The sequence below is a fragment of the Heyndrickxia camelliae genome, assembly GCF_002844575.1.
Taxonomy (GTDB): domain Bacteria; phylum Bacillota; class Bacilli; order Bacillales; family Bacillaceae_C; genus Margalitia; species Margalitia camelliae.
In genome coordinates, this window is record NZ_PIQO01000011.1 from 38,167 (window position 1) to 60,731 (window position 22,565).

The window sequence follows — 22,565 nt, forward strand, 5'->3', positions numbered from 1 at the left end:
TGCCGAACCTATCTGTTTGGCTTATGAAAATCAGTCCATATTTTTAATTAATTCTGTTCCAAATTCAGAACATTTAACTTCAGTAGCACCATCCATTAGACGTGCAAAGTCATATGTTACAACCTTTGAAGCAATTGTTTTTTCCATTGACTTTGTAATTAGGTTTGCTGCTTCGCTCCAGCCTAAATGTTCAAGCATTAGAACACCAGAAAGAATTACAGAAGATGGATTTACTTTGTCTAGTCCTGCATATTTAGGAGCTGTACCATGTGTAGCCTCAAAGATGGCATGTCCTGTTTCGTAGTTGATGTTAGCTCCTGGTGCAATACCGATACCGCCAACTTGTGCTGCAAGCGCATCAGAAATATAGTCACCATTTAAGTTCATAGTAGCAACTACATCGAACTCACGAGGACGAGTCAAAATTTGTTGTAAGAAGATATCTGCAATAGAATCTTTAATTAAGATTTTGCCTGCTGCTAATGCTTCATCTTGAGCTTTGTTTGCAGCTTCTGTACCTTGCTCTTCTTTAATTCGGTCATATTGTGCCCAAGTAAATACCTTATCACCGAATTCTTTTTCTGCTAGTTCATAGCCCCAGTTCTTGAATGCACCCTCTGTAAATTTCATGATGTTACCCTTATGTACAAGAGTTACAGATTTGCGGCCTTCTTTAATTGCATAATTAATGGCAGCATGTACTAGACGAGTAGTTCCTTCTTTAGAAACAGGTTTGATTCCGATACCAGAAGTTTCAGGGAAACGGATTTTTTTAACTCCCATTTCATTTTGAAGAAATTCAATTACTTTCTTTACTTCAGAAGTGCCTTCTTGGTACTCAATACCAGCATAGATATCTTCTGTATTTTCACGGAAGATTACCATGTCAGTATCTTCGGGACGCTTAACTGGAGAAGGAACACCTTCAAAATAGCGTACTGGACGTAAACATACAAAAAGATCTAATTCCTGACGTAAAGCAACGTTTAAGGAACGGATACCGCCGCCAACTGGTGTTGTAAGTGGTCCTTTGATTGCGATTAAATATTCGTTAATTGTATCTAGTGTTTCGGATGGTAGCCATTCACCAGTTTGGTTAAATGCCTTTTCACCAGCTAAAACTTCTTTCCATACAATTTTACGTTCGCCTTTATATGCTTTTTCAACAGCTGCATCCAATACTCTTTGAGATGCTGCCCAAATATCCGGACCTGTTCCGTCTCCTTCGATAAATGGGATAATCGGATTATTAGGTGTTTTTAATACACCATTTTCCACTTGGATTTTTTCACCTTGCGACATGTCTTTCCCTCCAATTCAGTATCAAAAGGTTAGAAGTCATTGCTTCTAACCCATTATCTCCAATGTTTATTACACCAATTTTTTATCGGTTTGTAAATAATTTATTACTAGAATGACGAATTATCATCCAAGTAAAGGTTTAGCGGTTTTCAACCGGTACATAAGTTTGCATACCAGGACCTGTATATTCTGCACGAGGACGGATTAAACGGTTATTAGAATATTGTTCTAAAATATGTGCTAACCATCCAGATACACGACTTACAGCAAAGATTGGAGTAAATAAATCATGATCGATTCCTAGGCTGTGATATACAGATGCAGAGTAGAAATCAACATTTGGCGGTAAGTGTTTTTCAGATGTAACAATGTCCTCAATTTTTGTAGACATTTCATAATATTGCGGTTCACCTGTAAGCTTTGTCAACTTTTCAGACATTGCTTTCAAATGTTTGGCACGTGGGTCACCTTGTCGATATACCCGATGGCCAAAGCCCATAATTTTTTCTTTGTTAGCAAGTTTTTCCTTGATATAGGAATCAACATTATCAACGGAACCAATTTCAGATAACATTTTCATTACTTGCTCGTTGGCTCCACCATGTAAAGGTCCTTTCAATGCACCAATTGCTGCAGTTACACCTGAATAAACATCAGATAGTGTTGCAACACATACTCTTGCTGTAAATGTAGATGCATTCAATTCATGGTCCGCATGTAAAACTAGTGCTTTATTAAAAGCTTCAACTGCGATTTCATCTGGTTCATTACCAGTTAACATATAAAGGAAATTGGCTGCAAATCCTAAATCTTTACGAGGAGCTACAGGCTCTAATCCCTTGCGAATACGAGCAAAAGCAGCTACTAAGGCAGGCATTTTTGCTTGCAGACGAACTGCTTTACGGTAATTAGCTTCTTCTTCCATTACATCTGCTTCTTCATCATATAACCCTAATGATGATACAGCAGTACGTAATGCTGCCATTGGATGAACAGATTGAATTGGAAATGTCTTAAAGCTTGCAATTACCTCTTGAGGTAATTCCATGTTATCAGCTAGTTGTTGTTTTAATTCTTCTAATTCTGCTTTGTTGGGAAGTTTTAAATGCCATAATAAATAAATTACTTCCTCAAAGCTAGCGTTTTCAGCTAAATCATCAATGTTATAACCAACATATGTAAGGGTATCATCAATGATAGAGCTGATGGATGTAGTTGCTGCTACAACGCCCTCAAGTCCACGAGTAGTTGTCATGACTCTCTCTCCTTTTTCCTTTTTTTCCTTTAACTATATTTGAGCTATAAAAAATAAATAAAATAAAGTAAAGTAAATGATTGTTCCGGGGTTCGTTCCGGCCATCAAGCAATCGCTTAATTATATGTAAATGTGCAAGCGATCACATACCTATTATAATATAATTTCAAATCTTGTCTATTTATAGGCTCAAATTTATTCGTTAACATCCCATATTATAAACACTTATTAGACTTTTGTGAATGGTATTGGATGAAATCTGGTAAGGAATGTTTTATTAGAAAAATAAACTGGAATTTGTTTATTATCCTCTTTTTCACACACTTTATTGCTTTTATATACGAAAACGTTACAACCTTTATCCCGTAAAAAAATCAACGAATTTGAAAGCAAAGGTACCCCGAAGCAAATACTCATTAGGATTTTTATCAAATGTCATAAAGTCGAAATTAATATGAAAACAGCCATTTGTTTTAATGCCTTTATAACTTTTCCATTTATTTTACCTTTCTCAATTCCCCATAGATTTTCATAAATCTCTTTTTTTTACCAGTTATACCATGTAAAATAATAGTTAATACCTGCTCACGTGGAGGGGATAGCTTGAATCCTGAATATATATATAGAACCATTCGTTTTTTTATTGTGATAGGAATCTTTATCGGGGCAGTTACTCTGTTTGTATTTATATCAAAACTTACCTATCCATTCCTTATTGGAATTGGTATTGCCCTTCTTATTAACCCTCTTGTAAATTTCTTGGAAAACAAGGTGAGGCTGCCAAGGGCAGTTGCGGTTATTATATCCATTATCTTAATAATCAGTGTGTTTATTGGGTTAATAACATTATTAATTACTGAAATAGTCGCAGGTGCAAATTATTTAGCTGACGTTTTACCTGATCATGTTCAAACTTTAGTCAACTATATCGAAGATTTTATTGCTTCTCAGATAATCCCTCTCTATGATCAAGCTACCAGTCTATTCAAGAGTTTAAATGCTGGACAGCAGGATACAATTATGCAGAATATTCAATCTGCTGGTCAAAAAATCGCTTCAAGTGCGGGTACTTTTTTGCAGAATTTTTTTCAAAAATTGCCAACGTTAATATCTTGGATTCCAAATGCTGCAACAGTGCTAATTTTTTCTCTTTTGGCGACATTTTTTATCAGTAAAGATTGGTACCGTTTAACAAAATACTTTAGAAAGTTTCTCCCAGAGAAGGCACAAAAAAGTGGAAAAACGGTTTTTAACGATTTAAAAAAAGCACTCGTTGGGTTTATTCGAGCACAGCTTACTTTAATTTCTATAACCTTGGTCATTGTTCTTCTAGGGCTTCTTATATTAAGAGTTGATTATGCAATTACGATTGCATTAGTCAGCGGAATTGTAGATTTATTGCCTTATTTAGGGACTGGAGTAGTCTTTATTCCTTGGATTGTATACGAGGCTATTACGGGGCATATTTCTCTCGCAGTCGGTTTAGGTGTTTTATATACCGTTGTAATAGTGCAAAGACAATTTATGGAACCTAAAATCCTTTCGTCCAGTATTGGTTTAAATCCCTTAGCAACATTAATAGCTTTATTTGTCGGTTTTAAATTAGTTGGTTTCTTAGGGTTAATTCTTGGACCGGTTACGTTGGTGATCATTACAACATTAAATAGAGCGAATGTTTTTCGCGATATATGGAATTTTATCATGGGTAAACCAAATAAAAATATTAAACAATAAACCAAGGGGATTCCCCTTGGTTTATTGAAATATAAACGGATATAATATGTTTTGACTTCTAGTCAGCTCCGCTTACAAGACTCTTGCATGACCGTTATAAATAACGCCTCTGTTTGCATCAACTGTTATCTCTTGACCATCTACTATTTTTGAAGTAGCATTTTCTACTCCTACAATAACAGGCAAGCCAAGATTAATTCCTACAACAGCAGCATGACTTGTCAATCCGCCTTCTTCCACAATTAAAGCGCTGCATTTTTCAATAGCTGGAACCATTTCCCGATCTGTTCCAATGGCTACCAAAACGAAGCCTTCCTTCACTTTACTTATTGCTTCCTCAGCATTTTTCGCAATAACGGCTTTCCCGTAGCCTGACTTTCTGCCAATTCCTTGGCCTTTGGCTAAAATATCTCCGACTACATGGACCTTCATTAGATTAGTTGTCCCAGCTTCCCCAACAGGAACTCCAGCAGTAATAACTACTAGATCGCCATGCTTAACTAAATTAGTATTAATACTTTCTTGCACTGCCAATTCAAGCATTTCATCTGTAGAAGACACCTTTTTGCCTAATTGAGGGTACACTCCCCATACTAAAGAAAGTCTGCGGACAACATGATCGTTAGAAGTCACTGCGACAATTGGAGCCTTAGGTCTGTATTTTGACACCATTTTGGCTGTATATCCGCTTTCTGTTGGAGTAATGATAGCTTTTAAATCTAAATTAAGAGCAGTATGAGCAACTGATTGACAAATAGCATCTGTCATGTTGTGATCGCTGTTTTTACTGCGGTATGATAATATATCACGATGATCTAATGCTTCTTCAGCATGGATCGCAATTCTATACATTGTTTTCACTGCTTCAAACGGATATAATCCTGCTGCTGTTTCCCCTGAAAGCATAATAGCATCTGTTCCATCAAAGATTGCATTTGCAACGTCACTTGCTTCCGCTCTTGTTGGTCTAGGATTTCGTTGCATAGAATCAAGCATTTGAGTAGCTGTAATAACTGGTTTTCCAAGTTCGTTACACTTTTTGATTAATTCCTTTTGAACTAAAGGAACCGCCTCGGTAGGAATTTCTACCCCTAAATCTCCACGAGCGACCATTAAGCCATCGGAAACATCTAAAATCTCATCGATATTATCGACACCTTCCTGATTTTCGATTTTCGGGATAATTTGAATATACTCTCCATTATTTTTCTCAAGTAAGTTTCTTATTTCTAAGACATCGGATGCACGACGTACGAAGGATGCAGCAATAAAATCAACTCCTTGTTCAATCCCAAACAGAATATCGTTTGCATCCTTTTCTGTAATACCTGGTAAATTTACAGATACACCTGGTACATTTACACCTTTTTTATTTTTAAGAATTCCACTATTTAATACTTTTGTCTTTAGTTCTTTCCGCTCAAAATCAATTTCCGTTACTTCTAATTCGATTAAACCATCATCTAGAAGTATTTTGGAGCCCACTTGAACATCATTAATAAGTCCTGTATATGTGATTGAGAACTTTTCTGATGTTCCAAGAACTTCGGACATCGAAATAATGGTTTCCGACCCTTCATTCAATTCAATAGAGCCATTTTCCATATTATGCGTACGAATCTCTGGTCCTTTTGTATCTAATAAAATAGCTACTGTTTTTTTCTTATTTTCAGCTGCAGTGCGAATATTTCGGATTCGTTGTCCATGCTCTTCATGATCACCATGTGAGAAATTTAATCGCGCTACATTCATTCCTGCTTCGATTAATTTTTCCAGCATTTCCACACTTTCGCTCGCTGGACCAATCGTACAAACAATTTTCGTCTTTTTCATTATCTTACCTCCGCGATCTATATCGATAATTCTTTTGAAAGTTTATACATGTCAAAGTCTAACTTATGCTTTCTGCTTAAAGCCTCAATAATATCATAGTCCACTATATCATTTTTTTCGATACCTACTGCTCTGCCGCCTTTTCCTTCCATCAATAGCTCCACGGCTCTTGCCCCAAGACGACTTGCCAGAACCCTATCAGAAGCAGTTGGTGAGCCACCTCGCTGAATATGTCCAAGCACAGATACTCGCGTTTCGATATTAAAAGCGTCCTTTAACTCTTCAGCAAATTTGTTGCCAGATGTAACACCCTCAGCAACAATAATAATACTATGCTTTTTACCGCGTTCATTCCCTTTTCTTAAACGCTCTACGATATCTTTCATATCATAGTTTTCCTCAGGAATTAAAATCGTTTCAGCACCACCGGCAAGACCAGACCAGAGAGCAATATCTCCCGCATCTCTTCCCATTACCTCGATGATAAAAGTACGCTCATGTGATGATGCTGTATCACGGATTTTATCAATTGCATCTAGAACCGTATTCAATGCAGTGTCAAAACCGATAGTAAATTCAGTTCCCGGGATATCATTATCAATAGTACCAGGTACTCCGACACATGGAAAACCTTGTACAGTTAGTGCTTTGGCACCTTGATAGGAACCATCTCCACCAATTACGACAAGCCCTTCAATCCCATGTTTTTTTAGTTGTTCAATTCCTTTTTGTTGACCTTCTTTTGTTTTAAATTCTTCGCATCGTGCTGAATGTAGCATTGTTCCACCACGATGGATAATATCCCCTACAGAACCTAATTCTAATTTTTCAATCTTACCGTTAATAAGACCGCTGTAACCATTGTAAATTCCCATTACCTCTAGATCATGATAGATCCCTTTTCTTACTACAGCACGAATAGCCGCATTCATCCCTGGGGCGTCTCCGCCACTTGTTAATACTCCAATTCTTTTCATTAAGAAACACCTCTTGTAAATAGGTTAGTATGTAATAATCTTTTTTAGCTTGTTTAAAGCAAATACTTTCTATCCAAGTATCTTTTCTATTACAATGAATGAATATTACTAAAATACCACTATTTCATCCACTTCACAATTGATTTGATATAGAAAATAGAAAGCCAAAATAATAACAAAATTGAAAGCGATTCAATTGGAAAGTTAAGCGCTGCAACTCCAGCGTGCGAATTTCGCAGTCTTCGAACCCGGATCTAGGAAAACCTTTGTGATAGTTCACGCGACGATGTTGTCTTATCGCAGGGAAAGAGTGGGAAATCCGCTAGCTGATAAGCGCTGTTGCCAAACAAATGGAAGCAACCGGTTCAAGAACCGATTGCTTCCCAAAAACTATTTCCACTATAGGAAATTCCGTTTCACTATTTAGAATTAACGAATTCCTTGACTTCTGTGAATTCACCCATTTTTCTAAACTTGTCAAATCGATCTTGAATTAGCTCTTCTGGACTTAATGCAAGCAATTGTTTCAATGACTTTTCCAACACCTTATCAATTGCAGCTGACTGGGAAATAATATCTTTGTGTGCTCCACCCTTTACTTCAGGTATCAGCTCATCAATAATCCCAAGTTCCTTTAAATCAGGTGCCGTTATCTTCATAATATTTGCTGCCTTTTGTGCTTGTCCTGCATCTTTCCATAACAAAGCTGCAGCACTTTCCGGTGCAATAACGGAGAACCAAGAGTTTTCTAATATATGAATATGATTTCCAACACCTATTCCTAATGCACCGCCACTTGCACCTTCACCAATTACAATACACACAATCGGCACTCGAAAACCAGCCATTTCAAATAAATTCTTTGCAATGGATTCGGCGATACCTCGTTCTTCTGCTGCCTTTCCTGGATAAGCACCTTTTGTATCAATGAAGGTAATGATAGGACGCTTAAACTTATCCGCTTGCTTCATTAGTCTTAAAGCTTTACGGTATCCTTCAGGATGCGGCATTCCGAAATTTCGTCTAATGTTTTCTTTTGTGTCTTTTCCACGTTGCTGACCAATAATGGTAACTGGTAGACCTTTATATTTGGCAATACCGCCTACAATTGCTTCATCGTCACCAAATAGTCTGTCACCATGCATTTCAAGAAAATCTGTAAATAAATGCGGGATATAATCCAGTGTTGTAGGACGATTAGGATGTCGTGCTACTTGAACCCTGTCCCACGGTTTCATATTTTCATAAATATCTGTTTCTAATTTAGTTAAACGTGATTCCAATTTTTCAATTTCAGATGATAAATCAACATCAGAGTTTTGAGTAAACTCCTTTAATTCTTTTATTTTCTTTCGCAATTCTATTAGCGGCTTTTCAAACTCAAGTTCATTTACCATTGTAATTCACCTACTTGTCCATGAATTTCAAGAACAGTCGTAATCGTTTCCTTTAATTCTAATCTAGAGATTACTGCGTCAAGCTGACCGTGTTTTAATAAAAATTCTGCAGTTTGAAACTCTGCTGGCAATTCTTCACGAATCGTTTGTTCAATAATTCTTCTACCAGCAAAACCAATTAATGCTCCTGGCTCAGAAAAATTATAATCGCCTAATGAAGCAAAGCTCGCAGTAACTCCACCGGTAGTAGGGTGTGTCATAATGGTTATGAACAATCCGCCATTATCACTAAACTTATTTAGCGCAGCACTAGTTTTGGCCATTTGCATTAAGGACAAAACACCTTCTTGCATCCTTGCGCCACCTGATGCAGTAAAAATAATAAACGGAAGCTTCAGTTTGTCAGCCTCTTCTATTGCACGGGTGATTTTTTCACCTACAACGGAGCCCATACTTCCCATTATAAAAGACGAATCCATAATTGCTAATACAATATCATGCCCGTTAACCTTCCCAGTTCCAGTTAAGACTGCTTCGTTCATATTTGTTTTCTTGCGAATTTGTTCCAGCTTTTCTAGATAGCCCGGAAATCCAAGTGGGTTTTCAGAAATAAGTTGCCCGTCCATTTCTTGGAACGTTCCCTTATCAATAAAGCTATCCATACGCTCAAATGCATTCATCTTAAGATGGTATCCACAGTGTAAACATACTTTTAAGTTTTTTTCTAATTCCTTCGAATATAAGATTTTACGACAATTCGGGCACTTAGTCATTAACCCTTCAGGTACATCATGCTTTGCCGCTTCTGAAGGAATGGTTGCGTATTTTTTCTTTTTCGGTTTCGTAAAAAAATCTTTAAGCAAAATTAATCCTCCTTTAAAAACAACTGGGAAGCAGCTTTGTTTCATATATCTTTTACAAATTTATCGCACTTTCGCAAAAAATAATGTTGGAATTCGTCGATGTTTTTTCGACACTTTTTACATTGTATCATAAATTTTAATAGCGTGTTCTGAACTCTTCTCCATAATGAAGTTTAATAATAAAAGATATTTATTTTTGTCCATTACCTTATTCTTATTGGAGATCAACTGTGACGAATACTCATTAATAATTTGCCAAATTTTCATAAGAAGTCGATTTTCTGTTATGGTAACAAGCTGATAATAGAAACAGTCTTCCGTTTTGATTTCATTTCTCTCCAGCTGCTCTTTTATGACTTGTAATTTTGGAAAATATGGATCCTTCGCAACCAGCCTTATTATATCCTTTTCAATAAGTGCTTTCGTTACCAATATATCATTCCTAACTTGTTTATCCTGCAAGATAAACGTACTTAACAATTCTACTAGATGATAATTGGTAAAATCACGAAGATACGTACCTTCCCCTCTTCTAGTTTCAATTAACCCGAGAAGCTCCAATGCTCTTAAAGCTTCTCGAACAGAAGAGCGTCCTACATGAAGACGCTCTGACAGTTCTCTTTCTGAAGGAATCCTATCACCGGGTAATAATTGATCTTCGGTAATCATTTCTCGAATTTGCTGGACAATTTCAAGATATCTTTTTGTCTTGCTTTGATTTACATTCATGAATCAAATCACTCACTTTTTCCAATTGCAGAAAGACGCATCGTTCTAGTCCTTATTTCTTCAGGATCAACTCTTAATCTCGCTACTCCCGTGTCCATAGCCGCTTTTGCAACAGCAGCAGCAACTGCCGGAGCCACTCGTGGATCAAACGGTCTTGGGATGACATAATCTGCGTTTAGCTCGCTCTCCTTAATTAAGCTGGCTATTGCCTCCACTGCAGCTTGCTTCATTTGTTCATTAATATGGGTAGCACGAACGTCTAACGCACCGCGAAATATCCCAGGAAACGCCAATACGTTATTGACTTGATTTGGAAAATCAGATCTACCGGTACCAATCACTGCTGCTCCAGCCGCCTTCGCATGCTCCGGCATAATTTCTGGATCAGGATTTGCCATTGCAAAAATAATAGAATCTGAATTCATCGATTCAACCATTTCTTTTGTTAGGGCATCTGCTACAGACACTCCGATAAAAACATCTGCACCTTTAACAACATCCGCAAGTGTTCCTTCTTCTTTACTTCTATTTGTATATTTAGCAACTTCTGATTTAACTTTATTCATTCCGAAAGTGCGGCCTTCAAATATAGCCCCTTTTGAATCACACATAATAATGTCACGCACACCATAATGATATAATAATTTTATAATTGCAATTCCAGCAGCACCTGCACCACTTGCAACAACCTTAATTTCAGACATTTTCTTTCCGACCATTTTCAGGGCGTTAACCAATCCCGCGACTGTTACAATTGCCGTTCCATGTTGATCATCATGAAAAACAGGAATATTAACTTCTTTTTTTAACCGCTCTTCTACTTCGAAGCAATGAGGTGCAGAAATATCTTCTAAATTCACACCGCCAAAAGTTGGTTCTAATAGTTTCACTGTTTCAACGATTTTATCTACCTCTGTAGAATTTAAACAAATTGGAAAAGCATCTACACCTGCAAAACTTTTAAATAATACAGCTTTTCCTTCCATAACAGGCAGAGCTGCCTCTGGCCCGATATTTCCTAAGCCCAATACCGCTGTTCCATCTGTTACAACAGCAACCATATTCCCCTTCATAGTATATTCATATACTGTTTCAGGTTTATCGTATATCATTTTACAAGGCTCAGCCACACCAGGAGAATAGGCAAGACTTAAATCTTTTGCATTTTTCACAACCACTTTAGACTTAGACTCTAGTTTTCCTTTGTTTACGCGGTGCATATGTAATGCTTCTTCTCGTAAAGACATGATTTCACTCCTTCGTATCATAAAAAAACCACTTTTATAGTCACCTTAGTAAGGTTGTCAAATGTTCGTCTGTCTTCAATAGAGTCTTCATTCCAATAGGGTATTAGGCGTGTCTATTTAAGTGGTCTGACCACACATGTCTATTAATTAATATACCATATTTACATTGCAAGTAAAAATATTATTGCAAAATGACATTTTCTTTTCCCAATATGTCTTTTAATGTTGTTAAACAACTTTCGGATCCATCAACCCAATCTTTTCTTGGTAACTGGATAGTACGTTTATTTTTTTCATAATATAAAATCACTGGGATATCTCCGGGAAATGTCCTAAAACTCTTTGTCAGCGCCTCTGTAGTAATGGAAGAGTCTAATTCTTCTGTAACTCTAATATATAATTTTTTCGTTTCTACCTTATAGGCCTCTGCAGCAGCATCCATTTCTGTCATTCTCTGTACGATAAATTGAAGCTTCCCGTTTCTTTCTTCTACCGATCCTTCGATGACTGCAAGTGTTCCTTGTTTACAAACACTGCTAAACTGACGATAAACATTTGGAAAAATAACCGCTTCTATTTCTCCCGTAGCATCGCTTATTTTCAAAAAACCCATTACTTCCCCTTTTTTGGTCCGAATGCTTTTAAATTCATTTATATAAATTCCTACTTTACAATGTTTTTGTCCGCTTTTTACATCAACTAACGAAGTAACAGAAAGTTTCGCAAGCAATTCGTAATAAGGGCTTACCGGGTGGGCGGATAAGTAAAGTCCCAATACTTGTTTTTCCAATAATAGCTTATCCATATCTTTTATTTTTTCCACTTCCAAATATTTAGGCTTAAGCTGGAAAATATCATCATCAGAAAATAAATCATACCCTGGATTTTCCGGCCTTACTAATGTAGCATGTTCCATTGCGATATCAAGGCTGGCAAGTAGTGTAGCACGGTCATGACCAAAGTCATCCAAAGCACCAGAAAAAACAAGTGCTTCAAGTACGTTTCGGTTTAACGCCTTTCCAGAAACCCTTATACATAAATCAAATAAATCAGCAAAGGGTTTTGTATTCCTAGCTTCGATTATTTCTTTTAATGTCGCCATCCCCACACCTTTAATAGCAGCAAGACTATATCTTATACATCCTTTTTCAACACTAAATGGATAGAAACTGTGGTTGATGGATGGACGGAGAATGTTTATCCCCATTAATTTCGCTTCTCTAATGTACTGCGATATTTTATCCTCATTTCCAATTGCGGAGGTTAAAAGTGCAGCTGTAAAATATAGCGGATAATGTGCTTTCAAAAAGGCAAGCTGATATGCTATAAGGCTGTATGCAACAGCATGACTTCGATTAAATCCATAATTGGCGAAGCGAACAATTAAATCATAAATACCATTTGCGGTATTACTGTCATACCCTTTTTTAATTGCACCTTTTACAAAGTGATGCCTTTCTTTATCCAATACTTCCTTTTTCTTTTTTGCAACTGCTCTTCTTAATAAATCTGCTTCACCCAAAGTAAAACCTGCCATAATCGAGGCAATTTGCATTATTTGTTCCTGGTAAACAATGACACCATATGTTTTTTTCAAAATAGGTTCTAAATCAGGATGAGCGTATTCGATTGTTTCCTGTCCGTGTTTTCTCCCAATATATGTTGGAATATTTTCCATTGGACCTGGTCTGTACAGAGCATTCACCGCAACGATATCTTCAAAATCTGATGGCTTTAGTTTCTCCAGTACATTTCTCATGCCTTCTGATTCGAGCTGAAAAATCCCTGTAGTATTTCCCTTACTTAACAATGTAAATGTTTTTTCATCTGTTAACGGTAGTTTTTTTATGTTAATCTTTTTGCCAGTTCCTTTTTGAATGCTAGTAACAATTCTTTCAATCAGCGATAAATTTCTTAGTCCTAAAAAGTCCATTTTTAGCAATCCGATTTCCTCTAAAATGTCCATCGTATACTGGGTTAAATAAACGTCATCATGCCCACCCTGAATGGGGATAATATTGCTTAGCGGTTTATCACTTATAATAACTCCTGCCGCGTGTGTGGATGCATGTCTTGGCAAACCCTCGAGTTTCAAAGCAGTAGCAAATAGCTTCTTATGATGATCCGATTGCTGGACAAAATTTTGCAGTTTTTCAGATTGCTGATACGCCCCTTTCAGTGTTGTTCCAGGTCTTGAAGGTATCAGTTTGGATAGCTGTTCCAATTCTTTCGTGTTAAATCCAAAAGCCCGGGCAACATCTCTTATCGCGGCTTTTGCTGCCATGGTTCCAAACGTAATAATTTGCGCAACATGAAGTTTTCCATATTTTTCTGAAACATAACGAATCACTTCATCCCGGCGATGATCTGGAAAATCAATATCAATATCAGGCATGGTGATTCTTTCCGGATTTAAAAATCGTTCAAATAACAATTCATGTAAAATAGGATCGACATCAGTTATATTTAATGTAAAGGCAACTAGAGAACCTGCCGCAGAACCCCTTCCCGGACCTGTTAAAATACCATTATCACGTGCATACTTCATAAAATCCCAAACAATTAAAAAATAATCATTGAATTGCATCTTATTGATTATATTCAATTCATACTCTAATCTTTTCATGTAGATTGGAGTAATATTATCAACTCGCGCCTTCAAACCCTGCAAGCATAATTCTCTAAGCAAATCTTTTGCTGTTTTATTCCCCTCTATCGGAAATTTTGGCAATAACTTTTGTCCCATATTAATCGTTAAATTGCAGGATTGTGCTAATCGAAGGGTATTTTCCAACGCATCTACATCTTCAGAAAATAATTGCACGATGTCTTCCTTGGATTTGAAATAGTATTCTTCCGTAGCGAGTGTATTCCGTGTTTCATCACTTAGCTTTACACCCTGGCCAATTGCCAACAAGCATTCGTGACTAAATGCATCCTCTTTTTCTATATATCTCACATCATTCGTTACGATAGTGTTAATTCCGAGACGTTTTGAAATTACTTTTAATTTTGGATAAATCCTTTGTTCGTCAGCAAGTTGATGGTTTTGCAGAGACAGAAAAAAGGAATCAGGATTAAATAAGTGTTGAAAAAACTTTGCTGTTTCCATCGCTTTGTCCATTTCATTTTGCAGTAAGAGATCTTCAATTTCGCCCTCTAGTCCCGGTGAAAAGGCAATCAGTCCTTCCCTATAACCTCTTAGCCATTTTGTTGGAATGCCGGCTGGTGATACTGTTTGAATAGCACTTGATATTTTGATTAGATTTTCATATCCTTTTTCATCTTTTGCTATTAAAACAAGAGGATATGATGTATTTTCCGATGTTACACTGACTACGTCGGCAGTCATGCCAATAATAGGTTTAATTCCATGTTTCAAACACTCTTTATAAAAAGGAATAACTCCATATAATACGTTCCGATCTGTTATTGCAAGTGCAGCATAATTTAAATTCTTCGCCTTCTCTATTAAATTTTTAATAGACACTGTACTGGATAATAAACTATAGGCTGTTGAAATTTGAAGGTGAATAAATGACAATCTTTCTCCCACCTTTTTACTTCTTTTATATTTTTAATTAATCTCTTGTCCACATTGCTGATGTTTATACTGCCAATAAGAGTACCGACCATAAACACTATATATCCTTCATTATAAATCGAGATAAACAAAAAAGAAAATATGTTCTCATCCCCACTTTTCTGTTGTTATATTCGAAAATACCCTTTTTATCTAATATAAGATTTTTATTTCATCACATATACTGTCATGTTGTCCCATATAGTGTAGTAAAGGATAATATCAGGGGATGGTTTTTAAGTGAATGAAGCATTTTTTCCAGCATTCTTTAATAGCTTTTTTATCGGTTTTGGTGTCATGATTGGAGGGACTTTAATTGGCGGCTTAGCATCCTTTATTACCGGACAGCCTCTGCTTACCGAAATTTCGAGGATTTCTAGCACCTTGAGAATTTGGGCAATTATTGCGGCGATCGGCGGTACCTTTGACACCGTTTATAGTTTTGAAAAGGGATTTTTGGATGGTGGGACAAAGGATATTGTAAGGCAATTTTTGCTTATTTTATCTGCTATGGGTGGGGCAAATTCCGCTTCCATCATTATCTCATGGTTAACTCAGGAGCATGTCCAATGAGAGTCCCAACCTTACATCGAAAACCGGATTGGCAAAGATTTATTGTAGGAATTGTAATTGGCGGCTGTATTAGCTGGGTAATCTTTCTGTTCATGTATGGGACATTGCAAGAGAAGCAGTCAATAAAAATCAAAACCCAGGATTCCATTATTAAGGACCTCAAAGATGAAATAAAAATATGGCAGGATGAGTGGAAGAAGCTTTCGAAAAAAAATACAGATATGTTAATTATCCAAAGTGTGAATGTAAAAATCAAAGGGTACGAAAAATACGGAATCAAGGATTCCCATAGCATTTTTGAAACAGAAGAAGAGATTAAGGAAGACTTGAGGTCCATTCTACTCAAGGATATAAATACGGTTTATCAACATAAGGAATTAATTCATAAAGCGATTGAAAATAAAACGTTAAGAATTAATAATCGCCGTTATAAGCTGGTGATAAGGGAAATAAATTATTATTCAAGCTTCCAAATTGAACTAGAGCTAAAGTTAGCGGACTAGTAAAGCCTCAAACAGAGGAGGCTTTACTATCTTTGCAAACTTCTACCAAATCCTTCATGACGTTTTGTGCTTCGTCCCATGAATAAATGGAGGCGCCTGCCGCAAGTGGATGACCTCCGCCATTATATTTACGGGCAATTTTATTAATAATAGGTCCTTTTGAACGAAGTCTTACTCTGATTTGATCCTCTTCTTCTATAAAAAAACACCATGCACAGATACCTTTTATATTTCCTAACATACTAACTAGCTGGGATGCCTCTGATGGAACAACATTATATTCTCGAAGCATCTCTTTTTTCAACATGACGATTGCAGCCCCATTATCCAATACCTCAAAGTTTTGCAGAACATAGCCTTGCAGCTTTACTACCTTAGGATCTAATTCATACATCTTATTGTAGAGTTCATTTCTGTCAAATGAATAACGAATTAATTCTCCAGCATAATCGAATGTCCTTTGTGTCGTACTGGGATACAGAAAACGCCCCGTATCTCCAACAATTCCTCCATATATAAGCCTTGCAGCCTCATTTGTTATTTTTAATCCTTTGTCCTTACCGAATAAATAAAATTCAAAGATCATTTCGCTTACAGAGGATGCGTTCGTATCTACCCATAATAAATCTCCATATGGATCTTCATTTGGATGATGGTCAATTTTGATTAGCTTATCCCCTAATGTATATCGATCATCACAAATTCTTTCTTTGTTTGCCGTATCACAAACAATCACTAACGCACCTTTATATACTTCATCTTGAATAGTATCAAGAGTTCTTAAAAACTCTAATGTTGGTTCTGGCTTACCCACTGCATAAATATTTTTTTCTGGAAAGGATGCTTTTAAAATTTCAGCAAGACCTCCTTGTGAACCGTATGCATCAGGGTCTGGCCGTACATGCCGATGAATAATTATGGTCTCATATTGTTTGATAGTTTCAAGAATTTCTTGTTTCATTTGCTCACCTTCGCTAATTTGTCATGGAATTCATATATCCTTTGTAGATATTTCTAGTATTTACCGTTACAATATATTTTGTATATTTCTACTTGCCTAATATTTGATTTTGGAGGATAAATCATGATTATATTAGTATTGCTAATTGTTTTTTCTTTCTCATTTTATATTTATTATAAAGTGAAATATGTACGTAGCAGATTGCAAATGGAAAGAAAGTATTTATCAGGAAAATCTAGTATTGCACTTGGGTTATTTGTTGGTTTTTTCGGAATCAACCAATTGTTTCTCTATCACACCACAACTACTTACATAGTTGCTGCTATTTTCATCATCATCGGCTTTCTTAGTGCGTGGACAGGCTTTAAAGCGTTTAAATATTATAGACCATTTGCCTTGAAGGAGATGGAGGAATTAAATAGCTAAAAGATCCGCTTCTGTAGAAGCGGCTTTTTTTAACGGTCAATAAGCTGGCAAGTCAATAGTGCTTTTCCAACTAAAATCCCTTCATGGTATACCTCTACATCCACCTTACCAAATTTCCTTCCTACTTCCAGTACCTTTGGAATAATTTCTATTGTACTTTCAATCTGAACAGGCTTTATAAAATAGACAGTCATATTTTCAATGATAATATCTTCTTTTTTTTGTTGGCGCAATTTTCTGCTGGTAGCCTCATATAGCAGCGTCGTGAATACGCCATAGGAAATGGTTCCAAGTGGATTTGTCATTTGAGGAGAGACCTCAAAATAATAACTTTCTCCATCCTGATTTTTTACCGAAGTGGAATCAAGTCGTGTCGTGATAATATCGTCAATTGTTTCGCCGACTTGAGGCTGTCGTTGTGTCATTTGCAGCGCTTTTAAAATATCCTGTCTGCTAATAATTCCTTGAAGACGCTGATAATCATCAACAACAGGAATCATTTCAATTCCTTCCCAAATCATCATATGACTGGCAGAGGTTAAGCTTGTTTTCAAACTAACGGTTATTGGATTTTTGGTCATAACCTTTTCAATAGGAACGAAACTATCTTGCTCAATAATGTCCTTAGCAGTTACTATCCCCTGAACCTTCATTTGAGCGTCCACTACAGGAAATCGACTATGTGTGGTATGACGCTTTTTTTCATACCAGTTTTCTACCTTTTCATTTATTTTTAGATAAATGGTTTCGGTTAATGGTGTTAGTATATCTTCTACTAAAATGATTTCTTTTTTTATTAGTTGGTCGTAAATAGCACGATTGATCATCGTTGCAACTGTGAATGTATCGAAACTGGTAGATAAAATGGGAAGTTCAAGTTCATCCGCAAGTTTCTTCACGTGTTCATCTGTATCAAAACCACCGGTAATAAGAACTGCTGCGCCAGCTCGCAATGCCAATTCATGAGCGTTAGTACGATTTCCCACAATTAATAAACTGCCTGCATCTGTATACTTCATCATTGCTTCTAATTTCATTGCACCAATGACAAATTTATTTAATGTTTTATGAAGCCCTGATTTTCCACCCAGGACTTGTCCATCAATAATATTTACCACTTCCGCAAATGTAAGTTTTTCAATATTTTCCTTTTTCTTTCTTTCAATCCGAATAGTTCCGACACGTTCAATCGTACTGACATATCCCTTGTTTTCCGCATCTTTAATTGCTCTGTATGCTGTTCCTTCACTGACATTCAATGCTTTTGCTATTTGCCTTACGGAAATCTTCTCTCCAATTGGCAGAGTATCTATGTAGTGCAAAATTTGTTCATGTTTTGTTGCCAAGCTCTTCACCCTATCTCCCGCCACAATATTTATGCTCATTATAAAGTGAAAAGCTTGGTAATTCAATTATTTAGAGGCAGGAGTCATAATTATATAACCTTTTAATATGATCTGATCCTTTTTTTAGACTGAATTTCTCTCCCTTTATAGGATTTTTTCTTCGGTGAAAATAGCAGTCCTGAAAGGTTTCCTGCAATCACTAGGAGAGCAAATCCAAGCCAAACACACGCAAATAATCCACTAGTACCTGTTGCTGCAAACGGCAATTTTGGAACCGCATAATACATTAAAGCTGCTGCAAGTAAAAGACAAAGTAAATATCTATTTTTTTTCATAATAATACCTCCATCTTTTTAAGGCTTGTTTTATTCTATGCGTCCAATCGTTAAAAGTGCACAAAAAAACGACCTTAATATAGGTCGTTTTTATAATTCGATCATATCCCCAGCATTCATGATCTTGCCATTTTGTCCCTCTAAGAGTTCAATAAATTTCGCAGGATCTTGTTGAATAGGTGGGAACGTATTGTAATGAATAGGCACTACTGTTTTTGCTTTCAACAAGGAAGCAGCATAAGCAGCATCTTCCGGTCCCATTGTAAAGTTATCTCCAATTGGCAAGAACGCTAGATCAATAGGATGTCTCTCCCCAATAAGCTTCATATCCGAAAATAATGCCGTATCACCTGCATGATAAATTGTTTTGCCTTCTGCCATCAGCAGAACTCCTGCTGGTTCTCCTAAATATATGATTTGTTTATCCTCTGTGTAATAAGAGGAACCATGAAATGCTTGGGTCAGTTTAACCCGCCCAAAGTCAAATTCTCTAGAACCGCCAATATGTAAGGGGTGAGTCTTTAAACCCTGCCATGCCATATAGGTGGCAATTTCATCATTTCCAATGACCAGAGCACCGCTTCTCTTAGCAATTTCCACAGTATCCCCAACGTGGTCATTATGGCCATGGGTCAAAATAATCACATCTGGATTTTCATTCTCTGCTTTTAAATCGGTTTGGGAATTGCCATTAATAAAAGGATCAAACAAAATGGTTTTTCCATTTGTTTCAATTTTTATAACAGAATGTCCATGGTAAGAAACTTTCACTTTCTTCACTCCTCCTATATCTTTATCCTTATCTATTTCGGGAAACATGCTGATATTTCCTCCTGCATCCTTCCATTTTAAATAATAGAATAACTTCTGGAATTTTGCTATTCTAAAGAAGAACCTATTTAAGGAGATGACCGTAGTGAATCAACGATTACAAAGTTTAACGGAATGGTTAAAAGCGCAAAACATTGATGCAGCATTCATCACTTCTTCTGAGAATGTTTTTTACTTAAGTGGATTTAATAGTGATCCCCATGAACGTTTACTTGGTGTGGCTGTGTTTCAAGATAAAGAACCATTTTTAATATGTCCTGCCTTAGATGTAAATGATGCAAAACATTCAGGCTGGGAATATGAAGTAATTGGATGTTCCGATACAGAGAATGCCTGGGATATTGTTGCTAAAAACATAAATAGTCGAGTAAACAAAATACAAAGAATTGCTTTAGAAAAAGAGCATATTAATCTCCAACGTTATGAGGAAATTCTGAAGAGATTTTCCAATGCTTCCTTTGTTGCAGCAGAAGAAAAGCTGCGCGAGCTTCGTCTAGTGAAGGATGAAAAGGAAAAAAGCATTTTAAAAAAGGCAGCGGAATACGCTGATTTTGCTGTACAAGTTGGCATAAACGAAATTGCTGAGGGAAAAACTGAACTTGATATCATAGCAGCCATTGAATATGAACTAAAGAAAAAAGGAATCTCCCAAATGTCTTTTGACACAATGGTATTAACGGGTAATAACGCCGCATCACCACACGGCAATCCTGGATTAACAAAAATAAAAAAAGGCGATCTTGTATTATTTGATTTGGGAGTTGTGTATGAAGGCTATTGCTCCGATATTACAAGAACAGTTGCTTATGATCATATCAATGATGAACAGAATAAGATTTATCATACGGTGCTGAAAGCAGAAGAAGAAGCCGTTAAAGCGGTTAAAGCTGGGATAAAAGCAAAAGAACTAGATCAGCTTGCTCGGGATATTATTACAGATGCAGGGTATGGTGAATATTTCACTCATCGTTTAGGGCATGGATTAGGAATAGGTGTCCATGAATATCCTTCTGTTACGAATACGAATGAGCTTGTCTTAAAAGAAGGTATGGTATTCACCATTGAACCTGGAATTTATGTACCGGGTGTTGCTGGGGTTCGAATTGAAGACGATGTTTTTGTTACAAAAAATGGAGTAGATGTGTTAACTTCGTTTGATAAAACGTTACAGATAATTAAGTAATCTAAAATCCACCCGATATGGGTGGATTTTTTTGGGGATTATTGAAGTAATGTTTTCGCATCAACATATTCAAGTTGAAGAGAGTCTGCAACTGCTTGATACGTACAATTACCATTTATTGTATTAATACCTTTAAATAATGGTTCATTATCTAGGCAAGCTTGTTTATATCCTTTATTTGCGATTTGTAATGCATATGGAACAGTTACATTTGTTAATGCAATCGTTGATGTACGTGGAACCGCACCAGGCATGTTAGCAACAGCATAGTGAACAACACCATGTTTCTCATATGTTGGATTATCATGTGTTGTAATTCGATCACTTGTTTCGAAAATACCACCTTGATCAATAGCAATATCCACCACTACGGAACCAGGTTTCATAGAAGCTATCATTTCCTCTGTTACAAGTTTTGGAGCTTTTGCACCCGGAATAAGTACTGCTCCGATTACGAGATCAGCATCTTTAACAGATTCCGCAATATTATATGGATTGGACATTAAGGTTGTAATTTCGCTTCCGAAAATATCGTCAAGCTGACGCAGGCGATCCGGGTTTAAGTCAATCACTGTAACTTCCGCACCTAAACCAACTGCCATTTTAGCTGCATTTGTTCCAGCCATGCCACCTCCAATGATGGTAACTTTTCCTCTTTGTACACCAGGCACACCGGAAAGCAGGATTCCTTTTCCCCCATGATTTTTCTCAAGGAATTGAGCACCAATTTGCGGAGCCATCCTTCCTGCAACCTCACTCATTGGTGTTAATAGTGGTAATGAACGATTTGGTAGCTGCACTGTTTCATATGCAATACCAATTACTTTGCTTTCTAATAATGCTTTTGTTAGTTCTGGTTCAGCAGCAAGATGTAAGTATGTAAATAGAATAAGCCCTTCTCTAAAATACTTATATTCACTTTGTAAAGGTTCTTTTACCTTCATGACCATATCCATGGACCAAGCTTCTTCAGCGGTTTGCACAATTTTTGCTCCAGCCTGTGCATAGTCTCCATCAATAAATCCCGATCCTGATCCTGCCCCAGTTTCAATAAAAACCTCATGCCCAGCTTTTGTTAATGTAACAACACCTGCTGGAGTCATTGCGACACGATTTTCATTATTTTTAATTTCCTTTGGTACCCCAATACGCATAGGATAGACCTCCTTATAATATATGTATAATATATTAAAAAAGTAATTTTTAGAAAGCACTTTCATTTTAACAAATATATTCGTATTTTCCTATTAAATTTTCTTTTACTTGTAAAAATAATAGAAAAAACCGCCTTCTTGGCGGTTTAATTCCTAATTCTCATCATCTTGACCATAGATATGAAATTGTCCATCCGGCTGATCAACAACCCCACTGGCATAAGCATCCCTAATTTGATTTGTTGTCTCTTCAATTGCTTGTTCATCATAAGTAAGATTTTTATTATATTCCTGCTTTTTCATTATATACAGCCTCCCATTTTAAATACCCTA

At 36.5% G+C, this 22,565-nt stretch carries 20 protein-coding genes; 5 read left to right on the plus strand and 15 right to left on the minus strand.

All coding sequences use genetic code 11. The annotated features are described in order from the left end of the window. Positions 1-30: 30 nt before the first annotated feature. Positions 31-1,302: an NADP-dependent isocitrate dehydrogenase gene (gene icd / locus CWO92_RS14400; protein WP_101354912.1), complete on the minus strand. Its 1,272-nt coding sequence runs from the start codon at positions 1,300-1,302 to the stop codon at positions 31-33. Positions 1,303-1,441: 139 nt separating this feature from the next. Continuing rightward, the gene (gene citZ, locus CWO92_RS14405; protein ID WP_101354913.1) at positions 1,442-2,557 is read right to left on the minus strand and encodes a citrate synthase; all 1,116 of its coding nucleotides are present in this window, start codon (positions 2,555-2,557) and stop codon (positions 1,442-1,444) included. A gap of 603 nt (positions 2,558-3,160) precedes the next feature. Between citZ and ytvI the strand changes: the two genes are divergently transcribed. Then, on the plus strand, positions 3,161-4,291 hold the full coding sequence (gene ytvI / locus CWO92_RS14410; RefSeq protein ID WP_101354914.1) for a sporulation integral membrane protein YtvI: 1,131 nt from the start codon (positions 3,161-3,163) through the stop codon (positions 4,289-4,291). A 72-nt stretch (positions 4,292-4,363) separates the two neighbouring features. Here ytvI and pyk read toward each other — a convergent pair whose 3' ends face one another. From pyk to dnaE, 7 genes are all read right to left on the minus strand, one after another. Further along, positions 4,364-6,124 (minus strand): pyruvate kinase, encoded by a 1,761-nt coding sequence (pyk, locus tag CWO92_RS14415; RefSeq protein ID WP_101354915.1) that lies wholly within the window; start codon positions 6,122-6,124, stop codon positions 4,364-4,366. Positions 6,125-6,141: 17 nt separating this feature from the next. After that, complete coding sequence (pfkA, locus tag CWO92_RS14420) at positions 6,142-7,101, minus strand: 6-phosphofructokinase (RefSeq protein ID WP_101354916.1); 960 nt, start codon at positions 7,099-7,101, stop codon at positions 6,142-6,144. A 419-nt stretch (positions 7,102-7,520) separates the two neighbouring features. Then, positions 7,521-8,498, minus strand: a complete 978-nt coding sequence (accA, locus tag CWO92_RS14425; RefSeq protein ID WP_101354917.1) for an acetyl-CoA carboxylase carboxyl transferase subunit alpha — start codon at positions 8,496-8,498, stop codon at positions 7,521-7,523. Beyond that, a complete protein-coding gene (gene accD, locus CWO92_RS14430; protein ID WP_101354918.1) occupies positions 8,492-9,361 on the minus strand; it encodes an acetyl-CoA carboxylase, carboxyltransferase subunit beta in 870 nt (289 codons plus the stop codon). Before accD ends, accA begins: the two co-directional genes overlap by 7 nt. Before the next feature lie 117 nt (positions 9,362-9,478). Further along, entirely contained in the window at positions 9,479-10,090 is a 612-nt protein-coding gene (locus tag CWO92_RS14435; protein WP_101354919.1) for a FadR/GntR family transcriptional regulator, read from the minus strand. Between the two features lie 8 nt (positions 10,091-10,098). Continuing rightward, a complete protein-coding gene (gene ystJ, locus CWO92_RS14440; protein ID WP_101354920.1) occupies positions 10,099-11,337 on the minus strand; it encodes an NADP-dependent malic enzyme in 1,239 nt (412 codons plus the stop codon). Between the two features lie 181 nt (positions 11,338-11,518). Beyond that, complete coding sequence (gene dnaE, locus CWO92_RS14445) at positions 11,519-14,881, minus strand: DNA polymerase III subunit alpha (protein ID WP_101354921.1); 3,363 nt, start codon at positions 14,879-14,881, stop codon at positions 11,519-11,521. Positions 14,882-15,160: 279 nt separating this feature from the next. On the opposite strand from dnaE, the gene ytrH reads away from it, so the two are divergent. Next, positions 15,161-15,493 (plus strand): sporulation membrane protein YtrH, encoded by a 333-nt coding sequence (gene ytrH / locus CWO92_RS14450; RefSeq protein WP_101354922.1) that lies wholly within the window; start codon positions 15,161-15,163, stop codon positions 15,491-15,493. Next, positions 15,490-15,996: a sporulation membrane protein YtrI gene (gene ytrI, locus CWO92_RS14455; protein WP_101354923.1), complete on the plus strand. Its 507-nt coding sequence runs from the start codon at positions 15,490-15,492 to the stop codon at positions 15,994-15,996. The genes ytrH and ytrI overlap by 4 nt, the downstream gene beginning before the upstream one ends. Before the next feature lie 7 nt (positions 15,997-16,003). On the opposite strand, the gene CWO92_RS14460 is transcribed toward ytrI, so the two are convergent. Next, positions 16,004-16,957 carry a DHH family phosphoesterase gene (locus tag CWO92_RS14460; protein ID WP_101354924.1) on the minus strand — a complete coding sequence of 318 codons (954 nt, stop codon included), beginning with the start codon at positions 16,955-16,957 and terminating at the stop codon, positions 16,004-16,006. Positions 16,958-17,080: 123 nt separating this feature from the next. Here CWO92_RS14460 and CWO92_RS14465 point away from each other — a divergent pair, with 123 nt between their 5' ends. Beyond that, entirely contained in the window at positions 17,081-17,383 is a 303-nt protein-coding gene (locus CWO92_RS14465; RefSeq protein WP_101354925.1) for a YtpI family protein, read from the plus strand. A gap of 29 nt (positions 17,384-17,412) precedes the next feature. Here CWO92_RS14465 and CWO92_RS14470 read toward each other — a convergent pair whose 3' ends face one another. The 3 genes from CWO92_RS14470 to CWO92_RS14480 form a co-directional block, all read right to left on the minus strand. After that, positions 17,413-18,729 (minus strand): CBS domain-containing protein, encoded by a 1,317-nt coding sequence (locus CWO92_RS14470; RefSeq protein ID WP_101354926.1) that lies wholly within the window; start codon positions 18,727-18,729, stop codon positions 17,413-17,415. A 101-nt stretch (positions 18,730-18,830) separates the two neighbouring features. Continuing rightward, positions 18,831-19,064, minus strand: a complete 234-nt coding sequence (locus tag CWO92_RS14475; RefSeq protein WP_101354927.1) for a hypothetical protein — start codon at positions 19,062-19,064, stop codon at positions 18,831-18,833. Positions 19,065-19,154: 90 nt separating this feature from the next. Then, on the minus strand, positions 19,155-19,835 hold the full coding sequence (locus CWO92_RS14480; protein WP_101355014.1) for a metal-dependent hydrolase: 681 nt from the start codon (positions 19,833-19,835) through the stop codon (positions 19,155-19,157). Between the two features lie 145 nt (positions 19,836-19,980). Between CWO92_RS14480 and CWO92_RS14485 the strand changes: the two genes are divergently transcribed. After that, the gene (locus tag CWO92_RS14485) at positions 19,981-21,078 is read left to right on the plus strand and encodes a M24 family metallopeptidase (RefSeq protein WP_101354928.1); all 1,098 of its coding nucleotides are present in this window, start codon (positions 19,981-19,983) and stop codon (positions 21,076-21,078) included. A 38-nt stretch (positions 21,079-21,116) separates the two neighbouring features. Here CWO92_RS14485 and ald read toward each other — a convergent pair whose 3' ends face one another. Both ald and CWO92_RS25475 read right to left on the minus strand, forming a co-directional pair. Continuing rightward, complete coding sequence (gene ald / locus CWO92_RS14490) at positions 21,117-22,232, minus strand: alanine dehydrogenase (RefSeq protein WP_101354929.1); 1,116 nt, start codon at positions 22,230-22,232, stop codon at positions 21,117-21,119. A 153-nt stretch (positions 22,233-22,385) separates the two neighbouring features. Next, on the minus strand, positions 22,386-22,535 hold the full coding sequence (locus CWO92_RS25475) for a hypothetical protein (RefSeq protein ID WP_165786692.1): 150 nt from the start codon (positions 22,533-22,535) through the stop codon (positions 22,386-22,388). Positions 22,536-22,565: the final 30 nt, after the last annotated feature.